Here is a 23,407-nt window from a genome sequence, read left to right as displayed (position 1 = left end):
ACAAGGAGTGAGTCATGCACCAGGGATGGTTGCTCATAGGGTTGTCCCTCGCCTATCTGGGGCTGCTGTTTCTGATCGCCTTCGTGGCGGACAAAAACAAGCGCCGCCGCCTCAAGGGGCAACCCCTGCTCTACAGCCTGTCGCTGGCCGTCTATTGCACCTCCTGGACCTTTTTTGGCACCGTCGGTCAGGCGAGCGAGTCCCCTTGGTCGCCCTTGCCCATCTACCTCGGCCCCATGCTGGTGTTCCTGTTTGGCTGGCGGTTGCTGGCCCGACTTATCCTGGTCGCCAAGCGCGAGCACATCACCTCCATCGCCGACTTTATCGCCGCCCGCTACGGCAAATCCCAACGTCTCGCCATGCTGATAAGCCTGGTGGCCATCATAGGGGTGCTGCCTTATCTGGTGTTGCAGCTCAAGGCGATAGTGACCGGGCTGGATCTGCTGATGGCGGGGGATACCCTGGTCGGCAACACCAGTAATACCGGCCAGCTGGCCCTGGGAGTCACCCTGCTGCTGGCCCTGTTCAGCATACTGTTTGGGACCCGCAACCTGGATGCGACCGAACACCACAGGGGCATGGTGGTGGCCATCGCCTTCGAATCTGTGGTCAAGCTGCTGGCCTTCATGGTGGTGGGAGGTTTTGCACTCTGGCTCATCCTGGGGCAGTCCAGCGAGAGCCGGGATCTGGTCACCCAGGCGTTCTTCGCCTCTGTGGTCGATGTCAGCCCAGGCAACTTGCTCGAACTCGCCATCTATACCCTGCTGACCATGTGTGCGGTGATCTGCTTGCCGCGCCAGTTCCATGTGACTGTCGTGGAGAACAATCAGGGCCAGGATCTGCACTGGGCGCGCTGGCTTTTCCCCGTTTATCTGTTCCTGATGGGGCTCTTTATCTGGCCATTGGCATTGGCGGGAAAACAGTGGGTCGGTGCCGGCATGGCTTCGGATACCTATGTGATCAGCTTGCCCATGGCGCTTGGCAATCAAGGGATGGCCATGCTGGCCTTCCTTGGCGGCACCTCGGCCGCGACCGGCATGGTCATCGTCTCCACCATCGCCCTGGCCATCATGGTCAGCAACGATCTGGTGTTGCCTGTGCTGCTGCGCCGCTTCTGGCAACAGGGCCGGGATGAGCGACTGGTTCATCTGTTGCTGCAGGTACGGCGTGGCGCCATCTTGCTGATCCTGCTGGCGGCCTGGGCGCTCTATCTCTGGCTCGGCGATCTCACTAGCCTGTCGCGCATCGGCTACCTCTCATTTGGCGCCGTGGCCCAGTTTGCCCCGGCGCTGTTGCTCGGCCTCTATTGGCGCCATGGCAACCGCAAGGGGGTCTATCTCGGCCTGGGGCTTGGGATCAGCCTCTGGTTCATCACCCTGCTGGCCGAGAGCGGCCTGCTGGCGGGCTCGCCTCTGGAGGCCATGCTGGCCCCCCCCGACTGGCCCGCATTTCGCGAGCTGAGTCTGGGGGCCTGGTGCCTCTTCCTCAGCCTGGTGCTCAACCTGCTCGGCTACGTGGCGGGCTCTCTGCTGACCCGGGCGGCGGTGAGCGAGCGGCTGCAGGCGGCCAACTTCGTCGGTCAGCCCAGTCGTGATCAGGCGGCACTCTATCAGGCCAAGGTGAGCGTCAAGGAGTTGGAGATGCTGGCGGCCCGCTTCGTCGGCCCGAGCCGGGTCAAGCGCTCCTTCGGGCGCTTCGCCGGTGAGTCCGGTGGCACCTTGGCACCGCACATGCAGGCCAGCGCCGCCCTGATCGCACACACGGAGCGGCTGCTGGCCGGGGTGTTTGGCACCTCGTCGGCCAGGCTGGTGCTCGCCTCCGCCCTGCAGGGCCGCAACATGCAGCTCGAGGAGATAGCCACCATAGTGGACGAGGCTTCGGATGTGCTGCGCTTCAACCGTGGCCTGTTGCAAGGGGCGATCGAGCACATAGGGCTGGGTATTTCTGTGGTGGACAGGGAGCTGCGGCTGGTTGCCTGGAATCAACGTTACATCGAGTTGTTCCAGTATCCGGCCGGACTTATCCAGGTGGGACGCCCCATCGAGGAGATCATCCGTCATAACGCCGTCAAGGGGCTGTGCGGCCAAGGAGAGGTCGAGGCCCACGTGGCCCGGCGGGTCGGTTTCATGAAGCGCGGCAGCGCCCACCTCTCTTCCCGGGAGCGCCCGGATGGCCGGGTTATCGAGCTGCAAGGCAATCCCATGCCCGGGGGGGGCTTCGTCATGACCTTCGCCGACATCACCCCCTTTCGCGATGCGGAACGGGTGCTGCGTGAGGCCAATGAACATCTGGAGGCGCGGGTGGCCGAACGAACCCGTGAGCTCTCGGCCCTCAACAGCCAGCTGCGCACCGTCAACGAGCAGGTTGAGCGGGCCAATCACTCCAAGAGCCGTTTCCTCGCGGCGGTGAGCCATGATCTGACTCAACCGCTCAATGCTGCCAAGCTGTTTACCTCCTCCTTGATTGAGACCTTGCCCGATGAGGGAGAAGCGGCCCGTCTCGCCCGTCACATCGATGATGCCCTGGGGGCGACCGAGGATCTCATCACCGACTTGCTCGACATCTCCCGGTTGGAGGCGGGCAAATTCAAGGCCAAGAAGCTCGATTTTGCCCTGGCGGATGTCTTTGACAACCTCAAGGCCGAGTTCGGGGTACTGGCCCAGGCAGGAGAGATAGAGTTTGCCGTGGTCGATACCCGGCTGGCCGTACACAGCGACGTGCGCTTGTTGCGCCGTGTGCTGCAAAACTTCCTCACCAATGCATTTCGTTACAATCCCGGTGGACGGGTCTTGCTCGGCTGTCGCCGCCAGGGTCAGCAGCTGCGCATCGAGGTATGGGACACCGGGCCGGGCATCCCCCTGGACAAGCAGGAAGCCATCTTCGAAGAGTTCCAACGTCTGGATCACTCCCGCACTGCCCGTGAGCAGGGACTGGGGTTGGGCCTGGCCATCGCCCGCGGTATTTCGCAGGTGTTGGGACATCAGCTGACACTGCGCAGCTGGCCCGGGGCCGGCTCTGTGTTTGCCATCAGTCTCAACCTCGCCAGCCGCCCCTTGGTTGCCAGAACAGCCCTGAGCCCTGAGCCTCGGCGGGATAGCCAGCTGGCCGGGGTGCGGGTGCTCTGTCTCGATAATGAACCCGAGATACTGGTTGCCATGGCCTCCCTGCTGGGGCGGTGGGGCTGTGAGGTACGCTGCGTGCAGGACTTGGCCCAGGCCCTGACACTGGTGGAGACCTTCAAACCGGATCTGGTGCTGTCCGATTACCACCTCGACGATGGCAAGACGGGGTTGCAGGCGTTGCATATGCTGCGTCTTGCCCTCGGTACCGGCGTGGGGGGCATCATCATCAGTGCGGATCGAAAAGGCGAACTGCAGGCCCAGATCCGTGAGCATGGTTATGGCTATATCAGCAAGCCGGTTAAGCCACTCAAGCTCAGGGCGCTGATGAACAGCATGAGCGGGACCTGCAAACTTGATGATGATCACGAATTAACACATTAGTCTTCTGTTTGCAGGTAAACCACTTGGCAGAGGATCACCGCATAAATGGCCTTTTAAGCCGATAAATTGCGTATTTTTGTGCTATTTGAATCCCTGCGACAGGGGGTGACTCACCTGGGGGGTTTGCTGCCTGCTCGGTTGGACCTTATATTTCCTTGGCGATTATTTTGATCGCGAATCAAGTTGTGCCAAAGGGCAAACCGGTCGAAAGGCCGGGACGCAAAACTTCCGGTCTAAGGGTCTGTTGTACCTAAGATAGCGGGGTCACCACAGGACTGTGTTTCCAGCTGGACGCCAAGCCAGCCTGGGATGTTGTCTGCTGTCCCTGTCTGACATGCGTTGCCTTTTTCGTAAATAAAATGATAAACGAATAAGGAAATTCAACATGTTAAGTCCGAAACCCTCCTTGCTGGCCTTGATGGTGGCCGGGCTCTTTGCCTCCTCCGCCTATGCCGCAGCCCCAGGAAAACCGACCATCGGATGGGGTGAAACCAAATTTGCCATCGTCGAAGTGGATCAGGCGGCGACCGCCTACAACAAGCTGGTGACCGTCCATGCCGACGGCGCCCCAGTCAGTGTGAGCTGGAACCTCTGGTCCGGCGATGTGGGTCAGACCGCCAAGGTGCTGCTGGACGGCGTCGAGGTGTGGAGCGGCCCGTCCGGTGCCTCCGGCACCGCCAACTTCAAGGTGACCAAGGGCGGTCGCTACCAGATGCAGATCGAGCTATGCAACGCCGATGGCTGTACCCGATCCGATGCCAAGGAGATAGTGGTCGCCGACACGGATGGCAGTCATCTGTTGCCCCTCAATGCGCCGCTCCAAGAGAACAACAAACCCTACACCAACAAGTCCGGCAAAGTAGTCGGTACCTATTACGTGGAGTGGGGCGTCTATGGCCGCAAGTTCACGGTCGACAAGATCCCGGCCCAGAACCTGACCCACATCCTCTATGGCTTTACCCCCATCTGCGGTGGCAATGGCATCAATGACAGCCTCAAGGAGATCGAAGGCAGCTTCGAGGCGCTGCAACGAGCCTGTGCCGGGCGTGCCGACTTCAAGGTGGCCATGCATGACCCCTGGGCCGCCATCCAGATGCCCCAGGGCAACCTCAAGGATTTCGATGAGCCGTATAAAGGCAACTTCGGTAACCTGATGGCCCTGAAACAAGCGCATCCCGACCTCAAGATATTGCCATCGGTCGGTGGCTGGACCCTCTCCGACCCCTTCTATTTCCTCGATGACAAGAGCAAGCGCGACACCTTCGTCGCCTCGGTCAAAGAGTTCCTGCAGACCTGGAAGTTCTTCGACGGGGTAGATATCGACTGGGAGTTCCCGGGGGGGCAGGGGGCCAATCCCAGCCTGGGTGGCCCCAATGATGGTGCCACTTATGTGACCCTGATGAAGGAGCTGCGCGCCATGCTCGACGAGCTGGAGGCCACCACAGGTCGCCAGTACGAGCTGACCTCGGCGATCAGTGCCGGTGGCGACAAGATTGCCAAAGTCGATTATCAGGCGGCGCAGCAGTACATGGATCACATCTTCCTGATGAGTTACGACTTCAACGGTGCCTGGACCAATACCGAACTGGGTCATCAGACCAACCTGTTTGAAGCGAGTTGGGATGCCAACACCAAGTACACCACCGACAAGGGGGTCAGGGCGCTGCTCGGCCAGGGTGTGACCCCGGGCAAGATAGTGGTCGGGGCGGCCATGTATGGCCGCGGCTGGACCGGGGTGAATGGCTACCAGGCTGGCAACCCGTTCACCGGCACCGCCACAGGGCCGGTCAAGGGCACCTGGGAGAATGGTGTGGTGGATTACCGCCAGATCGTGAATGACTACATGGGGGCTGGCTGGGAACAGGGTTATGACGAGGTGGCAGAGGCACCTTATGTGTTCAAGGCCAGCACCGGGGATCTCATCACCTTCGACAACGATCGTTCGGTCAAGGCCAAGGGGCAGTATGTGCTGGCAAACCAGCTCGGCGGCCTCTTCTCCTGGGAGATTGACTCGGATAATGGTGACATTCTCAACGCCATGCATGAGGGGTTGGGGAATGGCAGTGGCACCTCCCCAGTCAACAAGCCGCCCATTGCCAACGCGGGCAAGGATCTCGGCGTAACAGGCCCGGCGAGTGTGACCCTGGACGGCTCGGCCTCCCGAGATCCCGAAGGTTCGGCCATAGACTACGGCTGGATGCAGGTATCAGGTCCGGCCGTCCAGTTGGCGGGAGCCAATCAGGCGCAAGCCAGCTTCAACCTGGATGAGGTGTCTCAGGACGTCAATCTGGTGTTCGAACTGACGGTGACCGATGCCGATGGACTCACAGCCAAGGATCAGGTCGTGGTGACCAACAAGGCACCTCAGCCCAATCTTGCGCCAGTCGTGGTGCTTCCTGCCACCGCCAAGGTCGAGTCTGGCAAGCAGGTGAGTATCCAGGCGCAGGCCACTGATCCCAACGGGGATACCCTCAGTTACCAGTGGACGGTACCGGCCGGCTTGACCGCCACCGGGCAGAGCAGCGCGACCTTGGTCGTGATGGGGCCGAGCGTCACTGCCGAAACCGGTTATGACCTGAGTGTGACCGTCACCGACGGTGCCCTGGATGCCCAGGCCAGCACCCGGCTGACGGTCACGCCGGTGAGTGGTGGCGGCGATTGTGGCGCCACCGATCCGGATGCTGCCAATTGGCCTGCCTGGAGCGCCACGACCACTTACAACGGTGGCGAGAAGGTGAGTCATGGCGGCCTGGTCTGGCAGGCCAAATACTGGACCCAGGGCAATGAACCGAGTCGCAGCAGCGATCAGTGGAAGCTGATAAGCCAGGTGCAACTGGGTTGGGATGCCGCCGTGGCCTACAACGCGGGCGAGCTGACCACTCACAATGGCCACAACTGGAAGGCCCAGTACTGGACGAAAGGGGAGGAGCCCGGTGTTGCCGTTGTCTGGCAAGATATGGGCGCCGCTAGCTGCCCTTGATACGCGAAGATATGTGATAAAGAGCAAGCTGAAGGAGAGGGGCGCTTAATGGCGCCTCTCGTTATTTTTGCAGATCCAGGGTCGTCCGCAGGGACAGAGCCTGGCGGCAGGTGTTGGCGGCGCAGCATTAGAAAGGCTGTGTGAAACACCATACCCGTACCGGCGTTCCACCTTGCTTTCTGGCGGGAGACTGCGGGTAGCCAAGAGGCATCCCTGGCGAGTGGAAACAACAAAGGCCCCTCGGGGGCCTCTGTTGTTTAGCTGATGAGCGGCTTTTGCCACAGGCTCAGCAACAGATCCTGTTCCAGCTCATCCGGACCTTGCTGGGTAAACAGATGGCGCTGTTCGGCGTCGGCGCGCCAGCCAAGACGGCTGGTCTCGAGCACGAAGCCGCGCAGGCTCTGATCCAGATTCAGGGAGAACTGACTGCGCTGCTGAGCGATCTGGCTGAAACCGGTCAAGGTCGGCCAGCTCAGGGGATGTTCCATGCTGACCGGATTGAGGCTGACTCTCAGCTGCCACTGATGGCGCGGACCGGGCTGCAGATAAAGCAGATAGCCCCCCGGTGCCAGCCAGTCACACAGTTGCTCCGTCTTGACCTTGAGATCGTTGACCAGCAGCAGATCGGCTTTGCCCGATTGCAGTGGCGCCCGGGCCGGATCGGCGATGATGAAGCTGGCATCCGGTTGTGCCTTGCTGGCGGCGAAGATGGCATTCTTGGCCAGATCGACCCCACCGAAGCGCCAGCCGGGCAGACGCTCAGCCAGAGCACGGCAGTAGTAACCTTCGCCGCAACCGAGGTGGACAAGCTCCCGTTCACCCAAGGGGGCGAGCAGTGTGGCCATGGCCTCGACCAGGGGCTGCATGTGGCCCTGTTCCAGAAAGTTGCGCTTGGCGCGCATCAGGGAGCGGCTGTCACTATCTTTGGGGTTTTTCTTGCCCGGGATGAGATCCAGATAACCTTCCGGTTCAGGATCGAAGTGATGTTTGTTATCGCAATAGCTACCGTTGGAGGCCTGATGAAGGTGCAGTGGGCTGCGGCAGCGGGGACATTGCAGGTGCATGGGATTCTCGCTTCGGATCTAGAGTGCTTGCAGGCCGAGCCTGATGCTGAGACTGCTGATAGGGGGGCATTATAGGGGGATTGCGGCGAAAAGGGCGGCTCAGATGCGTTTTATCTTGGCGTGCGGCGCTTTTTACAGGAGCGGGATCGAAAAAGGCTGCCTCGGCAGCCTTTGTCTTGGGTGAGGATGCCGTTATCAGCGGGTACCAAATACCACTATGGTCTTGCCGTGGGCCGAGATGAGCTCTTGCTCTTCCAGCATCTTGAGAATGCGGCCGACGGTTTCACGAGAGCAGCCGACAATCTGGCCTATCTCCTGACGGGTGATCTTGATCTGCATGCCATCCGGGTGAGTCATGGCATCTGGCTGTTTGGCGAGATTGAGCAGGGTCTGAGCGATCCGGCCCGTCACATCCAGGAAGGCCAGGTTACCTACTTTCTGGCTGGTGTGCTGCAAACGCAGCGCCATCTGGCCGGAGAGGCGCATCAGTATCTCGGGGTTGACCTGGATCAGTTGACGAAACTTCTTGTAGGAGATCTCGGCAACTTCACAGGGACCCTTGGCGCGAACCCAAGCACTGCGCTCCGGGTTATCGTTCTCTTCGAACATGCCCATCTCGCCGAGGAAGTCCCCCTGGTTGAGATAGGAGAGGATCATCTCTTTCCCCTCATCGTCCTTGATGAGGACAGCCACTGTACCCTTGACGATGTAATACAGGGTCTCCGCTTTTTCACCCGCATGGATCAGGGTGCTCTTGGCGGGATACTTATGAATGTGGCAGTGCGACAAGAACCATTCCAGGGTGGGATCGCTTTGCGGTTTGCCAATGACCATGAGATTTCCTCTGTAGTGTCTTTACGGGACGTTATGCGTCCAGACAAGTTGCCAGTCTTGCCCTTCCTTGTGTCAGTGGCAGTAGGATAAGAGCCTTTGTCTGTGCTGACAAGGCTTAGGGCTTCCTTTGGACGCCAGCTACTGCACTGGGGAGGCATTCTAGGGAAGATAAATGCCGTAAACGTTGATTTTGATCCGGTTAGCCACAGGTTCTCTGTGCCGCTAGGGGCAATCAGGAAAGAGAGAGGGGGGTGGGCGCGGTGAGATAAGCCGCTTCCATGGCGCTTTTTCTCACGTTGCGTTGGTTGCCAGGGTCTCTGGGGGACTCGGCTGGCTGAGGTCAGATGCAGGAGGGTGGCTGGCTGAGGTATGCTATGGCATCGCGTCCGCCCGGACCGCACTATCGAACAATGAGGTGAGTGAAGATGAAAGCCAAGGTCAGTTGGGTTGAAGGCATGAAGTTTGTGGGGCAGAGTGAGTCTGGCCATCAAGTTACCCTCGATGGCGCCAACCCGGGAGAGGGGGCCAGCCCGATGGAACTGATCCTGCTGGCAGTCGGCGGTTGCAGCTCCATCGACGTGGTGTCCATCCTGGAGAAGGCGCGTCAGACCGTGACCGCCTGCCATGTGGAGTTATCGGGTGAACGGGTCGATACTGTGCCTCGGGTGTTTGAGAAGATTCACTTGAACTTCGTTGTGACCGGCAAAGGGCTAGTTGAAAAGCAGGTGGCCCGCGCCGTGGATCTCTCCATGGAGAAGTACTGTTCAGTCTCCCTAATGCTGGAAAAAGCGGTCGAAATTACCCATAGTTATCAAATCATTGAGGCCTGAACCCCAGCTTCGCTCGTCATCACATAAGGAAAGTGCAATGAATAAACTAGTCGTTCTGATCCCCGTACTGGGGCTGGCCGCCTGCAGCTCACCGCAGCCTACCCAGTATCAATACAACCAGTACCAGTGTGGTGAAGAGATGTTGGCGGTGACCTATGATCCCCAGGCCGACATGGTGCAATTCCCCCTGAACGGGGTGTATCAGAAACTGGGGCGTGTCGAGTCCGAGAAAGAGAGTGCCCGCTACTCAGATGGCGTTACCATGTTCTGGACCCAGGGCGACAAGCTGACCCTGACTCAGAAAGGGGTCACCCTGATGAACTGCACGCTGAAATAAGCGCGCCGCATCGTTAAAGCCAGAGGCCTGCATCCTGCAGGCCTCTGTCGTTTCTAGCCTGTGCTGCTTGCGGGATCAGGGCAGCTTGTCCAGCATCTTGGTGGCCAGCTCCTGGCTGAAGGTCGCCCGCTCGGACTCAGGAATGGCACTGTCCGTCGTGAGCTGGATGGCGCTGCTCCAGACGGCCTCTTGCTTCTGTCTGTCGAGCAAGATGATGGCGAGGGTTCCTTTGCGCTCTCCGGCCTTGGCCTGCACGCCCGGATTCATGCCGAGGCGGGCAAACAACTCGTCATCGCTGATATCCTGGGCACCGGCGACGCCGATGGCGACCCAAACATCGGCCTCGTCCAGGGGGGCGCTGCGCCAGCCCTTGGCATCCAGCTCCCGGCTGACGGCTTGTTGTATTGGCTCTAGCCAGCCTTCGGTACTGGCTCCCGAGTATTGATATTGCTCGGCCAGGGCATAGCGTGGCTGGGCCGGGAAAGGCCAGTGGCTGGCCGGGCGGATCACCTGAGTACCCATGTCGACCACGGGGGCCTGGTGGCCGCTGCTGCAGCCACCAAGCACGCCAAGCAGCATGAGTGCGGATAGTTTTTTCAGGGCTTTCGGCATAGTTTGCTCCTTACTATCAGGTGATTTTGCCGGTTTCGATCAGCTGCTGGATGAGGGGGCGCAGGATCAGCTCCATGGCAAAACCCATCTTGCCGCCTGGCACCACTATGGTATTCATGCGCGACATGAAGGCGCCATCGATCATCGATAACAGGTAGGGGAAGTCGACGTTTTTGATACCGCGAAAACGGATGACCAGCATGCTTTCATCGAGGCTGGGTATGATCTTGGCGCTGAAGGGGTTTGAGGTATCGACGGTCGGTACTCGCTGGAAGTTGATGTGGGTGCGCGAGAATTGGGGGGTGATGAAGTTGATGTAGTCATCCATGGAGCGGACGATGGAGTCGGCCACCGCCTCCCGGGAGTGGCCGCGCTCCGAGGTGTCACGAATGAGCTTCTGGATCCACTCCAGGTTGACGATGGGGACCACGCCAATCAGGAAGTCGACATGGCGAGCCACATTGTGATCCTCGGTGACGACGCCCCCATGCAAGCCTTCGTAAAACATCAGGTCAGTTTCGCTGGCCACATCCTGCCAGGGGGTAAAGGTGCCCGGCATCTGATTGAAGGGCACAGCCTCGTCGAAGGAGTGCAGATAGCGTCTGTACTGGCCGCTGCCATCCTGGCCATATTGCTGGAAGAAGGATTCCAGCAGGGCGAAGTCGTTCGCCTCGGGTCCGAAGTAACTGATGTGGCGACCCTGTTCCCGCGCCTTGCGGATGGCGACATCCATCTCGGGGCGAGTGTAGCGATGAAAGCTGTCGCCCTCGATCACCGCCGCCTGATAGCCGAGTTGGTGGAACATGGAGCGGAAGGCATTGGTCGAGGTGGAGGTGCCAGCGCCGGAGGAACCGGTCACCGCTATGATGGGATGCTTGGCCGACATAAGCGTCTGTTTCCTTGCTGTTATCCCTGCAATGAAGAGGGGTTGTCCATGAGAATGAGCCGAACGGGGGCGGCGGAGATGCGCTTGTCCTAGGGGGTTTCTGTCTTGGATGAGTCGAAGCGATCGGTCGGTACTATGTTCACGCTCTCGTGCAGCTCACTGTACACTATCACCGCCGTTCCTTGGCGTAACTGCGTTTTCACGGACTCAACTTTGTCCGCCAAACTGGACTCTTGTTCACCGTAATCAGTGCCCTCCATCAATACGAACTGTTCGATCAGTCGTAGCAGGGTATCGGGTTCCAGGGTTTGCCAGGGGATGATCATAAACTCGGCTCATTGATTTGCATGGCCTCATTGTCGATCAGGGCGTCCTCGCTGCAAACTGTTTTTCTTTCATCATGGGGGGGCGATGTCCTCATTATCCAACCGGCGTGAATCGCCGCAGCGTCAGCATCTGCTGGCACAAGCCACCCGTCAGGCGCTGATCAAGGGAGCCCGCTGGGCTTGGGGCATACAGCTGATGATCGCCGCCTTCATGTGGTTCCATGTCCAGGCGATGCACGATGCCCATTTGGTGGTGGAGGGAGCACGGCCTTGGCAGCTGGGCATCCATGTCGAACTGCTCTTGCTGGTACTGCTCCTGCAACCGCTGCTCTGGTATTGGCTGGAGCGATGGCCGCTGGCACGCTGGCGCAAGGCAGTCTTCATTCTGGCGCTGCTATGGGGATGCCTCTGGGCCAGTGTCATCTATGCCTTGCTCAAGACAGAGCTGCCCGGCAGGGGAACCATGGAGCCTGCCATAGCGGCTACCCTGTTGCTGGTTGGGCTCATTTCGTTTTATCCGATGAGCCAGGTCCTGTATGGCTTCTGCTTGCCTATTCTGGCGAGCCTAATTAGCCAGATTCTGATCAACGTTGTGGCGTTTCCCTGGCTCTTCGGGTCCGGTATGTTGATCCTGCTTATTTTGTTGGAGACGGGGCGACGCATGCTCACCAGTTGGTTTGTCCTGGCGGTCGACCGTGAATATGAACAGGAGTTGATGCTAAAGCGGCTCGATGCCATGGCGCACCAGGATCCTCTTACCGGGATAGCCAATCGGCGTCATTTCGATATCGCCAGCAAAGAGGCCATCGCGCAAGGGGCCAGATTGAACGTTCCCTTGACGGTGATCCTGCTCGATGTGGATTTTTTCAAGCCTTATAACGATCACTACGGCCATCAGGCCGGGGATGAGTGTCTGATCCTGGTGGCCGAGTGCCTGGAGGAGAGTGTGCGTGAGCCGGGGGATCTGGTGGCTCGCTATGGCGGAGAGGAGTTTGTGGTGCTCTTGCCCGAAACGGACTGTCGCGGTGCCATCAAAGTGGCAGAGCGTATTCGGGCCACCTTGGCCGCACGCGCCTTGCCCCATGTTGGCTCAACGGTGGCTCCCCACCTCACCCTGAGTCAGGGCATCGCCCAGTGGCAGCAGGGGCAGACGCTCATCGACTTGCTTGAGCGGGCCGACAGCGCCCTCTACCAGGTCAAGGAGCAGGGGCGCAACCATCATGCGGTCGCGCCGTAACCCTGTTCATCCAGCCACTGGCTGATGCGCTCTTCCAGCCAGAAGCGGGGTCGCCAGGGGGAGCCATAGACGAAGCCCACGTGCCCGCCCTGCTGGCTCAGCTCATAGCGCACCTGGGGCGAGAGCTGCTCGGGCTGGGGGATCACCGCGTGGGTCATGAAGGGGTCGTCGGCGGCGTGCAATATCAGGGTCGGTACTGAAATCTGGCCTAGCAGTGGCAGGCCGGAACAGCATTGATAGTAGTGATCCGCGCTGTCGAACCCATGGAGCGGCGCCGTGACCTGCTGATCGAACTGGTAGAGGGTGCGAATGCGTTTGATGTCTGTGGCCCGAAAATGCGCGGCCGCCTGGGGATGAACCGCCAGTTTGCGCAGCAGGTGGGCGCGCATTGTACCCAGCAGGTAGCGTTGATAGACCTTGGAAAATCCTTGATTGACCCGCGCAGAGCAGGCGTCTAGCCGCATGGGCGCCGAGACCACGGCCGCCGCCTTGAGGGCTGGCGGACAGGCTCGGGCCAGCAGGTTGACCAGCATGTTGCCACCGAGGGAGTAACCCACCGCCAGCAGTGGCTTGCCAGGAAAACGGCGCGCCAGCTCGGCGAGCAGTGCCAGAGCATCATCGATGGCCCCAGAGTGATAGGCCCCCAGCATGCGATTTGGCTCGCCGCTGCAGCCGCGAAAGTGCATCAGCACCGCCTCTTCGCCCCGTTGTTGCACGTGTTGCAGCATGCCGCGGGCATAGTGGGACTCTACACTGCCCTCCAAACCATGAAACAGCACCAGCAATGGCCGGTTATCGGCACTGATGGCGCCACTCCAGGCCAGATCGACAAAATCACCGTCCGGCAGCTCGAAGCGCTCGGCCACATAGCGGATTGGCCGGCGCCGCAGCCACTTGGGCAATATGGTTTGCAGATGGGGATTTCGGGCCCACCAGGGGGCGCGAAAATGACTCTCGGTCAGCATGCTGGCGTCAATCCAATATGAGGGCGCGTGTGGCTCGATTGTTGTGATACGTGCTGCTGCGTAGCCATGATCATCGGCTCAGCTCCCCCTTGGGTGAAGGTGGTCAGCACAACAGCTCAGTTAGCTTACCAGACTGTCATGGTGCTCTGCACCGCGTAGCATGGCCTGGATCAGCTCATTGGCCTCGAACTTGGTGAGAGCCTCATGGGCACCGACCTGATGAGCGCGCTCGACGCTGATCTCACTCGACAGTGACGTGTGCAATATGATGTAGGCACCGGCCAACTGCGCATCGCTCTGGGCCTCGAACGCCAGCTCGTAACCATCCAGCCCCGGCATCTCGATGTCACTGACCAGTATGTCGATGGGCATCCCCTTGCTGGCCTTGTCCTGCATCAGCACCAGGGCATCTTTGCCGTTGGTGCAGACATCGTAGGGAATGTTGATGTAGTCGAGGGCCGCGGTCAGTTGCTTGCGAGCCACAGAGGAGTCATCGACCAGCAGTATGCGCATCGGCTTGATGCGCTCCCGCTGCACATCGGTCAGCACAGGATAGAGATGGCTGGGATCGTCCGGGTAGACCCGCGACAGGATCAACTCCACGTCCAGTAGCTGGATCAACTGATCATTGACCCGGGTCACCCCGGTGACGAATACATTGCTGCCAAGGGCCGGGGGCGGCGACTCGATATCGCGCCAGTTGCATTCGGTTATCTTGTCGATGCCACGCACCAGAAAACCGACCAGGGTCCGGCGGCAGTCGGTAATGATGATGAAGCAGTTTGCCATCTCCTCTTCGCTGATCCGCCGATAACCCACCGCCATGGCCATGTCGATGACGGGGATAGTGGTGCCACGCATGTTGGCGGCGCCAAGCACGGTCGGATGGGAGTGGGGCAGGGCGGTCAATCGGGTATAGGGCACAATCTCCTTCACCTTGAGGGTGCCGATGGCAAATGACTGGCGAGCGGCGAGGTGAAACAGCAACATTCCCTGAGATTGGTTGGCCTTGCTTTTCATGGCAAAAATCCTGTGTTCGAGAGAAGAGGGGCTAAGCGAGCAGCTTTGATGCACTGGCATGCGTAGGTTCTGTTCTGTTAGCGACCGCCAAGGGGAAATCTGTAATCCTCCCTGGCGGTGAGTGTCTGCATTGGACCTGGCGTCCGAGATGTTGGCGCCGGATTAGCGGCCTGCGGCCTCGGCCAGGGGGCAGCCAAGCCACTGTTGGCAGGCTTGCTCCAGCTCTCCCTCTTTATAGTGGAGCTTGGCCTCGAGGGCCGTTTGTTTGCTCCCCCCCTTGAGCAGGCGCAGCGCTTGCACCAGACGCCATTGACTGGCGAGTGCTGCACCATCAAGCCACTGCCCCCCGATGCTGTTCCAGCTGGCCTGCGCCTCTTCTTTGCCACTGGCCAGATCTTGCCAGGCCTGTTGCAAGGCGCCATGAACCTGAGGGATAAGTGGACTGTGCTGCAGCTCATCGTGGATCACTTGCAGTCGTTGACCATAAGGACCTTGCCAATCACGGGGGCGATCCCAGTGGTGCAGCGACGCCAGCAAGGCGCTGAGCAGAGGGGAAGGTGTCAGCCAGCCAGACTGGCCTGATTGGGACAGGCGCATGGAACAGCTCAACAAGGCGTACTCGCAACCCGCCAGAGGCGTAAACGCGGCCAGCGCTTCGGCGGGCAGCCAGAAGCTGCTACCTGCGGGGATCAGTAGCTCATGTTGACCAAGGCGCAGCAGAGCCACGCCTTTGATCAGGTGCAGCAACTGGCCCATGGGGGCGCGCTTGCGGGCTCCGACCTGCAGGTAGCGGGGAGAAAAATGCTGGCATTCGATGGCGTGATGCATGGGAAAATCCTGATATGATGCTGCCTGGAGGTAACAAAAATGGAAACCAGACGTAAAAAACGCTTCATTGCCGGGGCCAAATGCCCGGCGTGCGGCAAAATTGACACCATGATGCTGTATATGGAGCATGGAGTCGAGAAGGTGACCTGTGTCGAGTGCGGTGATACCCAGGTGCAGACTCAGGAAGCGGTGACCGAGGCGGGCCGTCAGGCGGAGCAGGTCATAGGGGTATTCCGTCCTGAATAAGGGCGGGGTCTCCTGAGCCCTCTGTGGCGCTCGCCATATGCTTGCCCTGCTTTTTAGGGTATTCTGGGGCGGTTTTTTCTCTCTATTCGCAGGATCACTGACATGAAAGTAGCTCCCCTGAGCGTAGTCACGCTGGAATACACGGTCACCGACGAACACGGTGAAGTCATCGACACCACAGTCGGCAAAGAGCCGCTGATCTATCTGCACGGCACTCGTTACCTGGTCTCCGGCCTCGAAGCCGAGCTGGAAGGTCGCAGTGTGGGCGATGCCTTCGAAGTGACCCTGGCCCCGGCCCAGGCTTACGGTGAATTTGACGAGACCCTGGTACAAGAAGTGCCGGGCGAGCTGTTTGATGGCATGGAAGTGTCCGAAGGGGATACTTTTGTGGCAGAGACTGACGATGGTCACCGTCCCGTGACCGTGGTGGAGGTTTCCGAGACCTTCGTCAAGGTAGATGGCAACCATCCCCTGGCCGGTGTGACCCTGGCCTTCAAAGTGGAAGTGAAGGACGTGCGCGCCGCCACCGCCGAAGAGCTGGCTCACGGCCACGTACACGGTGCCGGTGGCTGCGGCCATGACCACGGCCATGATCACGGCCACGACCATGATCACGACCATGGCGGTGGTTGCTGTGGCGGTGGCCATCATGCTCACAGCCATGATGAAGCCGAAGAGAAGAGCGGTTGCTGCGGTGGCGGCAGCTGCGGCAGCAAGGATCACCAACACTGATCCCCGGCCTTCTTCCATAAAAAACCCGCGCCCACGCGGGTTTTTTTATGGGCGACACATTATCTGCGACGACTCAGTAATGGGGAGGGGGAGTCTCTTCCGCCATGCTGGCGATCTGGCTCGGCTCTACACCCTGCAGCTTGTCGATCAGTAACTGGATCTGATGCTTGAGCCTGTCGAGTTCGCGGCCCTGGGTCGTCACCTCGTCATTGAGCTGCTCTATGGTGTACTCGGCATAGGCGAGACGGGTTTCCAGGAGTTCGATGCGTTCGCGTTCTTGCTGGCTCATGGGCCTTGGGTCCTCACTTGATGGTCCAGATTTCTGCCAGGCCGCTGGAGCTGGCGCTGACGAGGTGGCTATTGTCGCGCAAAGCGGCGGCGTACACCACAGCGCTCGGTGGCTTGACCCCGGGACGAGGTGCTACCTCCCAGTTTGCCAGCGCCTTGCCATCTTTCACCTGCCACAGAGTCAGCTTGCGCGAAGGGGCCCCCGTGACCAGCCATTGACCCTGATTGACGAAGCGGGCGCTGGTGTACACCTCGAAGCGGGCCTGCTTGTCGAGTCGGCTCAACTCCTTGCCGCTGACCAGATCCCAGATGCGGCCGCTGCGACTGTCGGCGGTGAAGGCATAGCGGCCGGACTCATCGAGACGCACCATCACCACTCGCCCTTCATGGTTGAAGCGGTGCAGCACTTGGCCGCTTTGGGTATCCCACAGATAGGCGCTGTAGTCATTGCCGCCGGTCAGGGCATAGCGGCCATTGGGGGAGAGATCCACGCTGTTGACCTGCTCGGTATGGCCGAGAAACTGCAAGCGCCGGCCGGAGCGGGTATCTATCCATTCCGCTTTGCCATCTTCACGCCCGACCAGCACTGCCCGACCATCGCTCGAGATGGCGATGTCGCGCAGTTTGGATTCGGGCAGGGAGTAGTAGCCTTCTGCCTGACCATTATCCAGTCGCCAGATGGCAAAGGTATCCAGGCTTGCTATCACGGCATGGCTGTCGCCCGGTCCGAAACGAGTGATAAACACCTGCTCCTTGGGGTCGTCGGAGAGGCGCCAGCGCCATAGCTGTTTGTTCTGTTCCAGATCCCAGGCGAGGGTGCCCTGTTCGATGCTGGTGACCAGGGCCAGCTTGCCATCAGTGCTCAAATCTGCGCTCACGGCTCCGACGCTGGAGAGGGGGATTTGGCGGTCGGAAGGAGGCTCCGAATGACAGCCAGTCAGTATCAGACAAATACCGATAAGATAAATGGCACTTTTTATCATTTTTCCTGTCTCATGCTTTCGTTACCTGCGATCACGGCGTTAGTATAAGGCGCTTATCACGATAAACCTCTCATTTCACGAAGGAACCGAGAGCGGTATTTAGAGTTTTGGAGAAACTGATGAACAATTTTCTGAAGGTGTCCCTGTTGGCCGCAGCCGTTGCCGTAGGTCTGACTGCTTGCCAAAAAGATGAAGCCCCTGCCGCCAAGAATGCAGAGGTAAAGGCAGAAGCCAGCAAGCCGGCAGAGGCCCCTAAGGCTGATGCCAAGAGCTTCGAAGAACAGTCTGGTTATGCTATTGGCCTCTCCATGGGTCGTTATATCGCCAATACCCTCGAGCGCCAGCAAGAACTCGGTATCAAGCTGGATAACGCCGTTATTCTCAAAGGGGTAACCGACGGCCTGGACAAGAAGGCAGACATGAAGGATGAAGAGATCCAGAAAGTGCTGCAGGCTTATGATGCCAAGATCAACGAACTGACCAAGTCCAAGGCTGATCAGGATGCGCAGGACAACCTGAAGAAGGGTGAAGAGTTCCTGGCGACCAACCTGAAAAAAGAGGGCATCAAGAGCACCGAATCCGGCCTGCAGTATCAGGTCGAGAAGATGGGTGATGGCGCCAAACCCAAAGCCACCGACGTGGTCAAGGTTCACTACACCGGCACCCTGATTGACGGCACCAAGTTCGACAGCTCCGTCGATCGCGGTGAGCCGGCAACCTTCCCGCTCAATCAGGTTATCCCGGGCTGGACCGAAGGCGTGCAACTGATGCCGGTTGGCTCCAAGTTCAAATTCTTCCTGCCTTCCAAGCTGGCCTATGGTGAGCACGGCGCAGGCTCCATCCCGGCGAATGCCGTACTGGAGTTTGATGTTGAGCTGCTCGCCATCGAGAAGCCGGCCGCCGAAGGCGATGCCGCCAAAGCGGACGCCGCTGCCAAGCAGTAAGGCGACTCTGTGATGAAAAACGGCTCCCTCGGGAGCCGTTTTTACTGGTGCCAACCCCCTTTTGGGGGGAAGAAAGAAACCATCGCAGGCTTGAGTCCGTGGCGATAGCCCATCAAAATAGACAAGCAAATTAATTGCAAGGATGAGTCACCGTGGCGGAAAACAAACCTCGAGTGCTGTTGGTGGAAGACACCCGCAGTCTGGCTGTGGTCTACGAGCAGTACCTGCGGCAGGAGGGCTATGAGGTCACGTCGGCCGACTGTGGTCTGCGTGCCATCGAGTTGCTGCTGACTCAGCCGCCGACGGTGGTATTGCTCGATCTCGAGCTGCCGGACATGTCGGGAATGGACATATTGCAGCAGATCACCGAGCAGCAGTTGCCCAGCGCCGTGGTGGTGATCACAGCCCATGGCTCGGTGGATGTGGCGGTGGAGGCGATGCGTCTGGGGGCCTTTGACTTCCTGACCAAGCCGTTCGATGGCAAACGGTTGTGCGCCACGGTGCGCAATGCCGTCAATCATCAGCAACTCAGCTCCCTGGTGGCCCAATACCGGGAGAACTTCGAGCGCAGCTCCTTCGCCGGTTTCATCGGCTCCTCCATGCCGATGCAGGCCGTTTATCGCATCATAGAGAGCGCGGCGCCAAGCAAGGCGACCGTCTTCATCACGGGGGAGAGCGGCACCGGCAAGGAGGTGTGCGCCGAAGCCATTCATCAGTGCAGCCCGCGTCGGGATCAGCCCTTCATTGCACTCAACTGCGCCGCCATTCCCCATGATCTGATGGAGAGCGAGATCTTCGGCCACGTGAAGGGCTCCTTCACCGGCGCCCAGGGGGATCGCAAGGGGGCGGCCAGCTTGGCCGATGGTGGCACCCTGTTTCTGGATGAGGTCTGCGAGATGGATCTCGACTTGCAGAGCAAGCTGCTGCGTTTCATTCAGACCGGCACCTTGCAGCGGGTCGGCAGCGGCAAGCTGGAGACGGTGGATGTGCGCTTCGTCTGCGCCACCAACCGGGATCCTCTGACCGAGGTGAAGGCGGGGCGTTTTCGGGAGGATCTCTACTACCGGCTGCACGTGATCCCCCTCACTCTTCCCCCCTTGCGCGAGCGCGGCGAAGACATACTGTTGCTGGCCCGCAATCTGCTCCAGAGCTATGCCAAGGAGGAGAATAAACGCTTCAAGGAGTTCGATGCAGGCGCCGTGCGGGTGCTGCTCGATTACCCTTGGCCCGGCAACGTACGCGAGCTGCAAAACGTGGTGCGCAACATCGTCGTGCTCAACGACTGCGACGTAGTGAGCCCGGATATTCTGCCGCCTCCGCTCAACGGCAGCCTGCTGGCGGCGGCCCCCGCATTGGCTACGACCGGCAGTGCGGCCGCGGTGGCGGAAAATGCCCCGATCCGCCCGCTCTGGCAGGTGGAAAAGGAGACCATAGAGAGGGCCATCGCCAGCTGCGACGGCAACATCCCCAAGGCGGCAGCCCTGCTTGAAATCAGCCCCTCCACCATCTATCGCAAGAAGCAGAGCTGGGAAGAGGCGGCTCTCGGCTGAGCCTGGGGAAGATGAGATGACCAAAGAACCGGCCATCAGCCAGATCAACACCTGATGCCAAGTTGCACCGGGGCTGGCCTATGGGGGATTGACCGGCGCCGGACCAGGTCATGACTCAGAGCCGGGCCAGTTGTTTGAGTCTGGCCAGCCGCTCTCCCTCGTTGGTCCGGCACCAGGCATCCTGAGAGAGCAGGAACCAGGCGCGGGCGAAAGGCTCGGCAGCCAGCGTCTCATCGATGACCAGATAGTTCTCCCCCAGCTCCTCATAGAGATAACCATCCTCTTGCTCCCCCGCATCTTGCATCTCGGTCTGCAAGGCCAGCAGGGCGTTCAATGCCTCCTGGTGCTGGCCCTGGGCACGCTGGATGCGCGCCAGGCTCCAGCGAGCAATGAATGTCTTGCCCTGATGACCTTGAGCCTGATGCCAGGCGAGACACTTTTGCTGGCAGATCAGGGCCTGGTCGAAGCGACCCTGCTCGAACAGAGTCCAGCCCTGATTGTTGTAAAGGCTGGCCAGCCAGCCCCGAGCCAGGGGATCCGGGCTGCGCTCTGCCAGGGTGATGGCGAGCTCATGCCAGCGACTCTGCTCAGGCAGGGGAGCGACGATGGCGACCATGTGGGCGGCATCGATGGCGAGGTAATCCTCGTTCAGGGCGAGAGCCAACTGCCAGGCCTGTTCGAACAGCGGACGGGCGGCCTCCTTGTCGGCTGCGCTGTTGAAACAGCGTCCCCGTTCGAGCAGCCACCTGAGCCTGGCCCGTTCCGTGTGGGCGGTGAGGCGGGGTGTCATGGCATCGAGCAACTGATGAGCCTCATCGAACTGGTGGCGCAGGGTGTGGGTACGTGCCAGCTGGGTAATCAGCTCGAGTTCGAGGGGGAGATCGCCGCTGGCGACCGCTTCGGCGAGTTGAGTTTGAAAGCGCGTGGCGCTGGTGACGGGATCTTGATAATCCCAGAGGGTCATGAAGTCGATCTGCATCTGGCCTCCGTGCCATTCGTCCTGATGACACCATGCCTCTTGACCACTCTTCATACAAGAGGGCCCCGTCACAGCCTGATCACATGCAGACAGACTGGCGGGGCTCCAGCAACAGGACCTGTAGCCCCGCCCTTTTTACCGGCTAGATCAGTAGACCATGGCCAGACTCATCATCATCAACCCCAGGGCCGCGAAGGCACCCTCCTTGATGGCCAGACGCGGCACCAGCGCTTTGGGCAGAGCAGGGAACAGGCACAGGGCAAAGCCCAGCCCCGGCATCAGCCAATGGAAACCCGGACTGCGCATGGATGGGTTGGCGGCCGAGTTGATGACGATAAGCAGGATGAACAGGGTGAAAGCGGGCAGGATGAACCAGCGGGCGCTGCCCGACGCCACGGCGCGCAGCGGCGAGATACGATAGAGCACCAGGGTGACGATAAAGAGCACCAAAGGGGCGAGCAGGTATAAAGAGGCCGGATTCATGATGCTGTCCTGTGAATGGCGAATTAAGTGACATGGGCTGGGGGGCGGATTTAACCAGTGTGCCGTCCCCTTGACCAGTCTGACGGATCCGCCCTGTGAGGGAGATCCCAGGCAAAGGTTTGCGAATGGGCACGTAGTTGCAGCCCGATTAGCTGCGATTCAGCCAGTACCAGGCGGCAAAGCCTATCCAGCTTAGGGCCAGCAGCAGCCAGGGCAGGGGGTGTTGACGGCTCACCTCGACCAACTCGATGGCGGACTCTTCTTCTGGCTGATGCGGCGTTGGCGCGCTGCTGCGACTCTGCTGCTTCTTCTGACGACTGGCCTCACGGGCGCGAGCCTTCATCTGCTTCTTGTACTCTTCAATTCCTTTTTGAATGCCCATGGCGATGAGCTGAGTCTGCTCCTTGGTCTGGCCAGGCTTTTGATTGGCGCGAGCCACACTCAAGGCAGCCTGCTGGGTCTCAGGGGAAATCTTGTCGTACTTGGCCATCTAGATGCTCCATGTGGGCGAGAGCACATTATTGCACAGCCACTCCGTTGGCGGCAGAGGCGTTGACCCTCTTCATCCCAGGGAGTTGGCCTTCGCCGAAAGAAAAACGTTTGCCTATCTCATTGAGACAATTGGAAATAAGCCGTGATCACACTTATGTCATTTTTTCCGGGCAGGATGCCGATTGAATATCAATCGTTGATATATTGCCCCTGACCAAGATCGGAATGGTCAGACTAAAAACTAACAAAATCAAGGTGTGAAGGAATGAAGCATAATTTGATCAAGGGTACTTTGGCACTGGCCGTGCTAGCCGCTCTGGCAGGCTGCAATAGTTCGAAAAATGAGAGCAAGCCCTGCGTCGAGGATGTGTGCAAGCTGACCGTGCTGCATACCAACGATACCCATGGCCGCTTCTGGCACAACGAAGATGGCGAATATGGCATGGCGGCCCAGAAGACCTTGGTCGATCGGCTGAGAGCCGAGGCCAAGGCCGCCAACAGCGAGGTGCTGGTGCTCTCGGGTGGTGATGTCAACACCGGGGTGCCCGAATCGGATCTGCAAAATGCCGAACCCGATTTCATCGCCATGAACCACATCGGCTATGACGCCATGGCGGTTGGCAACCACGAATTCGACAATCCCCTGGATATCCTCGAGCTGCAGCGCCAGTGGGCCAAGTTCCCCATGGTGTCGGCCAACATCTATGACAAGAATACCGGCAAACGCTACTTCGACCCCTACAAGATCTTCAAGCTGAAGAACGGTCTGCGGATCGCCGTCATCGGCCTGACCACGGAAGATACCGCCCAGCTGGTCGATCCCAATCATGTGCTCAATCTGGAGTTCCGCGATCCCAAGGTGGAAGTCGAGCAGGTGATCGACGGCATCAAGAAAGCCAACTCGGCGGATGTCATCTTCGCCATCACCCACATGGGCCACTATGCCGATGGTGTCCATGGCAGCAATGCGCCGGGGGATGTCGAGATGGCCCGCCAGCTGCCCGTTGGCAAGCTCGATGCCATCATTGGTGGCCACTCCCAGAATCCGGTCTGCATGGAGCCGGGGGTTGCGAATCAGTACGCCGACTTCAAGCCGGGCGACGATTGCCAGCCGGATCAGCAAAATGGTACCTGGATCATGCAGGCCCACGAGTGGGGCAAGTATGTGGGGCGCGCCCAGTTCGACTACCAGGATGGCAAGTTCACCCTCACCAGTTACGAGCTGATCCCGGTCAACTTGAAAGATGAGGACGGCGCCTTCATTCAGGAGAGATAGTGCGGGATCCGG

The 23,407-nt window shown here is 59.6% G+C and carries 23 protein-coding genes and 1 riboswitch; of the genes, 10 read left to right on the top strand and 13 right to left on the bottom strand.

Annotated elements, in window-relative coordinates; translation table 11 throughout:
* The first annotated feature begins 14 nt into the window (after positions 1 to 14).
* Positions 15 to 3,503, top strand: a complete 3,489-nt coding sequence (locus G113_RS06385) for a hybrid sensor histidine kinase/response regulator (protein ID WP_005896742.1) — start codon at positions 15 to 17, stop codon at positions 3,501 to 3,503.
* Between the two features lie 184 nt (positions 3,504 to 3,687).
* Positions 3,688 to 3,775: riboswitch (cyclic di-GMP riboswitch) on the top strand.
* 113 nt (positions 3,776 to 3,888) lie between these two features.
* Complete coding sequence (locus G113_RS06380) at positions 3,889 to 6,483, top strand: glycosyl hydrolase family 18 protein (RefSeq protein ID WP_005896739.1); 2,595 nt, start codon at positions 3,889 to 3,891, stop codon at positions 6,481 to 6,483.
* Positions 6,484 to 6,740: 257 nt separating this feature from the next.
* Here G113_RS06380 and G113_RS06375 read toward each other — a convergent pair whose 3' ends face one another.
* Complete coding sequence (locus G113_RS06375) at positions 6,741 to 7,547, bottom strand: putative RNA methyltransferase (protein ID WP_005896737.1); 807 nt, start codon at positions 7,545 to 7,547, stop codon at positions 6,741 to 6,743.
* 195 nt (positions 7,548 to 7,742) lie between these two features.
* The gene (crp, locus tag G113_RS06370) at positions 7,743 to 8,381 is read right to left on the bottom strand and encodes a cAMP-activated global transcriptional regulator CRP (RefSeq protein ID WP_005896734.1); all 639 of its coding nucleotides are present in this window, start codon (positions 8,379 to 8,381) and stop codon (positions 7,743 to 7,745) included.
* A 425-nt stretch (positions 8,382 to 8,806) separates the two neighbouring features.
* On the opposite strand from crp, the gene G113_RS06365 reads away from it, so the two are divergent.
* Both G113_RS06365 and G113_RS06360 read left to right on the top strand, forming a co-directional pair.
* On the top strand, positions 8,807 to 9,211 hold the full coding sequence (locus tag G113_RS06365) for an OsmC family protein (RefSeq protein WP_005896732.1): 405 nt from the start codon (positions 8,807 to 8,809) through the stop codon (positions 9,209 to 9,211).
* Between the two features lie 37 nt (positions 9,212 to 9,248).
* Positions 9,249 to 9,548: an MliC family protein gene (locus G113_RS06360; protein ID WP_005896728.1), complete on the top strand. Its 300-nt coding sequence runs from the start codon at positions 9,249 to 9,251 to the stop codon at positions 9,546 to 9,548.
* 75 nt (positions 9,549 to 9,623) lie between these two features.
* Here the strand turns inward: G113_RS06360 and G113_RS06355 are convergent, their stop codons facing one another.
* The 3 genes from G113_RS06355 to G113_RS06345 form a co-directional block, all read right to left on the bottom strand.
* Complete coding sequence (locus tag G113_RS06355) at positions 9,624 to 10,160, bottom strand: DUF4136 domain-containing protein (RefSeq protein ID WP_005896725.1); 537 nt, start codon at positions 10,158 to 10,160, stop codon at positions 9,624 to 9,626.
* 16 nt (positions 10,161 to 10,176) lie between these two features.
* Positions 10,177 to 11,046 (bottom strand): phosphoribulokinase, encoded by an 870-nt coding sequence (locus tag G113_RS06350; RefSeq protein ID WP_005896722.1) that lies wholly within the window; start codon positions 11,044 to 11,046, stop codon positions 10,177 to 10,179.
* Positions 11,047 to 11,135: 89 nt separating this feature from the next.
* Entirely contained in the window at positions 11,136 to 11,372 is a 237-nt protein-coding gene (locus tag G113_RS06345) for a YheU family protein (RefSeq protein WP_005896719.1), read from the bottom strand.
* 85 nt (positions 11,373 to 11,457) lie between these two features.
* On the opposite strand from G113_RS06345, the gene G113_RS06340 reads away from it, so the two are divergent.
* The gene (locus tag G113_RS06340; RefSeq protein WP_005896715.1) at positions 11,458 to 12,609 is read left to right on the top strand and encodes a GGDEF domain-containing protein; all 1,152 of its coding nucleotides are present in this window, start codon (positions 11,458 to 11,460) and stop codon (positions 12,607 to 12,609) included.
* Here the strand turns inward: G113_RS06340 and G113_RS06335 are convergent.
* The 3 genes from G113_RS06335 to G113_RS06325 all read right to left on the bottom strand — a co-directional run bounded on the left by G113_RS06335 (position 12,591) and on the right by G113_RS06325 (position 15,422).
* On the bottom strand, positions 12,591 to 13,574 hold the full coding sequence (locus G113_RS06335) for a hydrolase (RefSeq protein WP_005896712.1): 984 nt from the start codon (positions 13,572 to 13,574) through the stop codon (positions 12,591 to 12,593). The two genes, G113_RS06340 and G113_RS06335, sit on opposite strands and share 19 nt — an antisense overlap.
* A 120-nt stretch (positions 13,575 to 13,694) precedes the next feature.
* The gene (locus G113_RS06330; RefSeq protein ID WP_005896709.1) at positions 13,695 to 14,594 is read right to left on the bottom strand and encodes a chemotaxis protein; all 900 of its coding nucleotides are present in this window, start codon (positions 14,592 to 14,594) and stop codon (positions 13,695 to 13,697) included.
* Between the two features lie 162 nt (positions 14,595 to 14,756).
* Entirely contained in the window at positions 14,757 to 15,422 is a 666-nt protein-coding gene (locus G113_RS06325) for a hypothetical protein (protein WP_005896707.1), read from the bottom strand.
* Positions 15,423 to 15,461: 39 nt separating this feature from the next.
* Here G113_RS06325 and G113_RS06320 point away from each other — a divergent pair, with 39 nt between their 5' ends.
* Both G113_RS06320 and G113_RS06315 read left to right on the top strand, forming a co-directional pair.
* Positions 15,462 to 15,668: a YheV family putative zinc ribbon protein gene (locus tag G113_RS06320; RefSeq protein ID WP_005896704.1), complete on the top strand. Its 207-nt coding sequence runs from the start codon at positions 15,462 to 15,464 to the stop codon at positions 15,666 to 15,668.
* 102 nt (positions 15,669 to 15,770) lie between these two features.
* Positions 15,771 to 16,400, top strand: a complete 630-nt coding sequence (locus tag G113_RS06315; RefSeq protein WP_005896703.1) for an FKBP-type peptidyl-prolyl cis-trans isomerase — start codon at positions 15,771 to 15,773, stop codon at positions 16,398 to 16,400.
* A 73-nt stretch (positions 16,401 to 16,473) separates the two neighbouring features.
* Here the strand turns inward: G113_RS06315 and G113_RS06310 are convergent, their stop codons facing one another.
* Positions 16,474 to 16,689: a SlyX family protein gene (locus G113_RS06310; protein WP_005896700.1), complete on the bottom strand. Its 216-nt coding sequence runs from the start codon at positions 16,687 to 16,689 to the stop codon at positions 16,474 to 16,476.
* Positions 16,690 to 16,702: 13 nt separating this feature from the next.
* Positions 16,703 to 17,671: a WD40 repeat domain-containing protein gene (locus tag G113_RS06305; RefSeq protein WP_005896697.1), complete on the bottom strand. Its 969-nt coding sequence runs from the start codon at positions 17,669 to 17,671 to the stop codon at positions 16,703 to 16,705.
* A gap of 119 nt (positions 17,672 to 17,790) precedes the next feature.
* On the opposite strand from G113_RS06305, the gene fkpA reads away from it, so the two are divergent.
* Together fkpA and G113_RS06295 are read left to right on the top strand one after the other, a co-directional pair.
* A complete protein-coding gene (gene fkpA / locus G113_RS06300) occupies positions 17,791 to 18,615 on the top strand; it encodes an FKBP-type peptidyl-prolyl cis-trans isomerase (RefSeq protein WP_040318966.1) in 825 nt (274 codons plus the stop codon).
* Positions 18,616 to 18,767: 152 nt separating this feature from the next.
* Positions 18,768 to 20,165 (top strand): sigma-54-dependent transcriptional regulator, encoded by a 1,398-nt coding sequence (locus G113_RS06295; RefSeq protein ID WP_005896691.1) that lies wholly within the window; start codon positions 18,768 to 18,770, stop codon positions 20,163 to 20,165.
* A gap of 115 nt (positions 20,166 to 20,280) precedes the next feature.
* On the opposite strand, the gene G113_RS06290 is transcribed toward G113_RS06295, so the two are convergent.
* The 3 genes from G113_RS06290 to G113_RS06280 all read right to left on the bottom strand — a co-directional run bounded on the left by G113_RS06290 (position 20,281) and on the right by G113_RS06280 (position 22,117).
* On the bottom strand, positions 20,281 to 21,144 hold the full coding sequence (locus tag G113_RS06290) for a tetratricopeptide repeat protein (protein ID WP_005896687.1): 864 nt from the start codon (positions 21,142 to 21,144) through the stop codon (positions 20,281 to 20,283).
* 147 nt (positions 21,145 to 21,291) lie between these two features.
* Positions 21,292 to 21,627: a hypothetical protein gene (locus G113_RS06285; RefSeq protein WP_005896684.1), complete on the bottom strand. Its 336-nt coding sequence runs from the start codon at positions 21,625 to 21,627 to the stop codon at positions 21,292 to 21,294.
* A gap of 148 nt (positions 21,628 to 21,775) precedes the next feature.
* A complete protein-coding gene (locus G113_RS06280) occupies positions 21,776 to 22,117 on the bottom strand; it encodes a DUF2956 domain-containing protein (protein WP_005896681.1) in 342 nt (113 codons plus the stop codon).
* A gap of 267 nt (positions 22,118 to 22,384) precedes the next feature.
* On the opposite strand from G113_RS06280, the gene G113_RS06275 reads away from it, so the two are divergent.
* On the top strand, positions 22,385 to 23,395 hold the full coding sequence (locus G113_RS06275) for a metallophosphoesterase (RefSeq protein WP_005896679.1): 1,011 nt from the start codon (positions 22,385 to 22,387) through the stop codon (positions 23,393 to 23,395).
* The last annotated feature ends 12 nt before the right edge of the window (positions 23,396 to 23,407 follow it).

The sequence above is a fragment of the Aeromonas molluscorum 848 genome (genome assembly GCF_000388115.1).
In the GTDB taxonomy this organism is placed as follows: Bacteria; Pseudomonadota; Gammaproteobacteria; order Enterobacterales; family Aeromonadaceae; genus Aeromonas; species Aeromonas molluscorum.
This window is presented reverse-complemented; position numbering and strand designations above follow the sequence as displayed.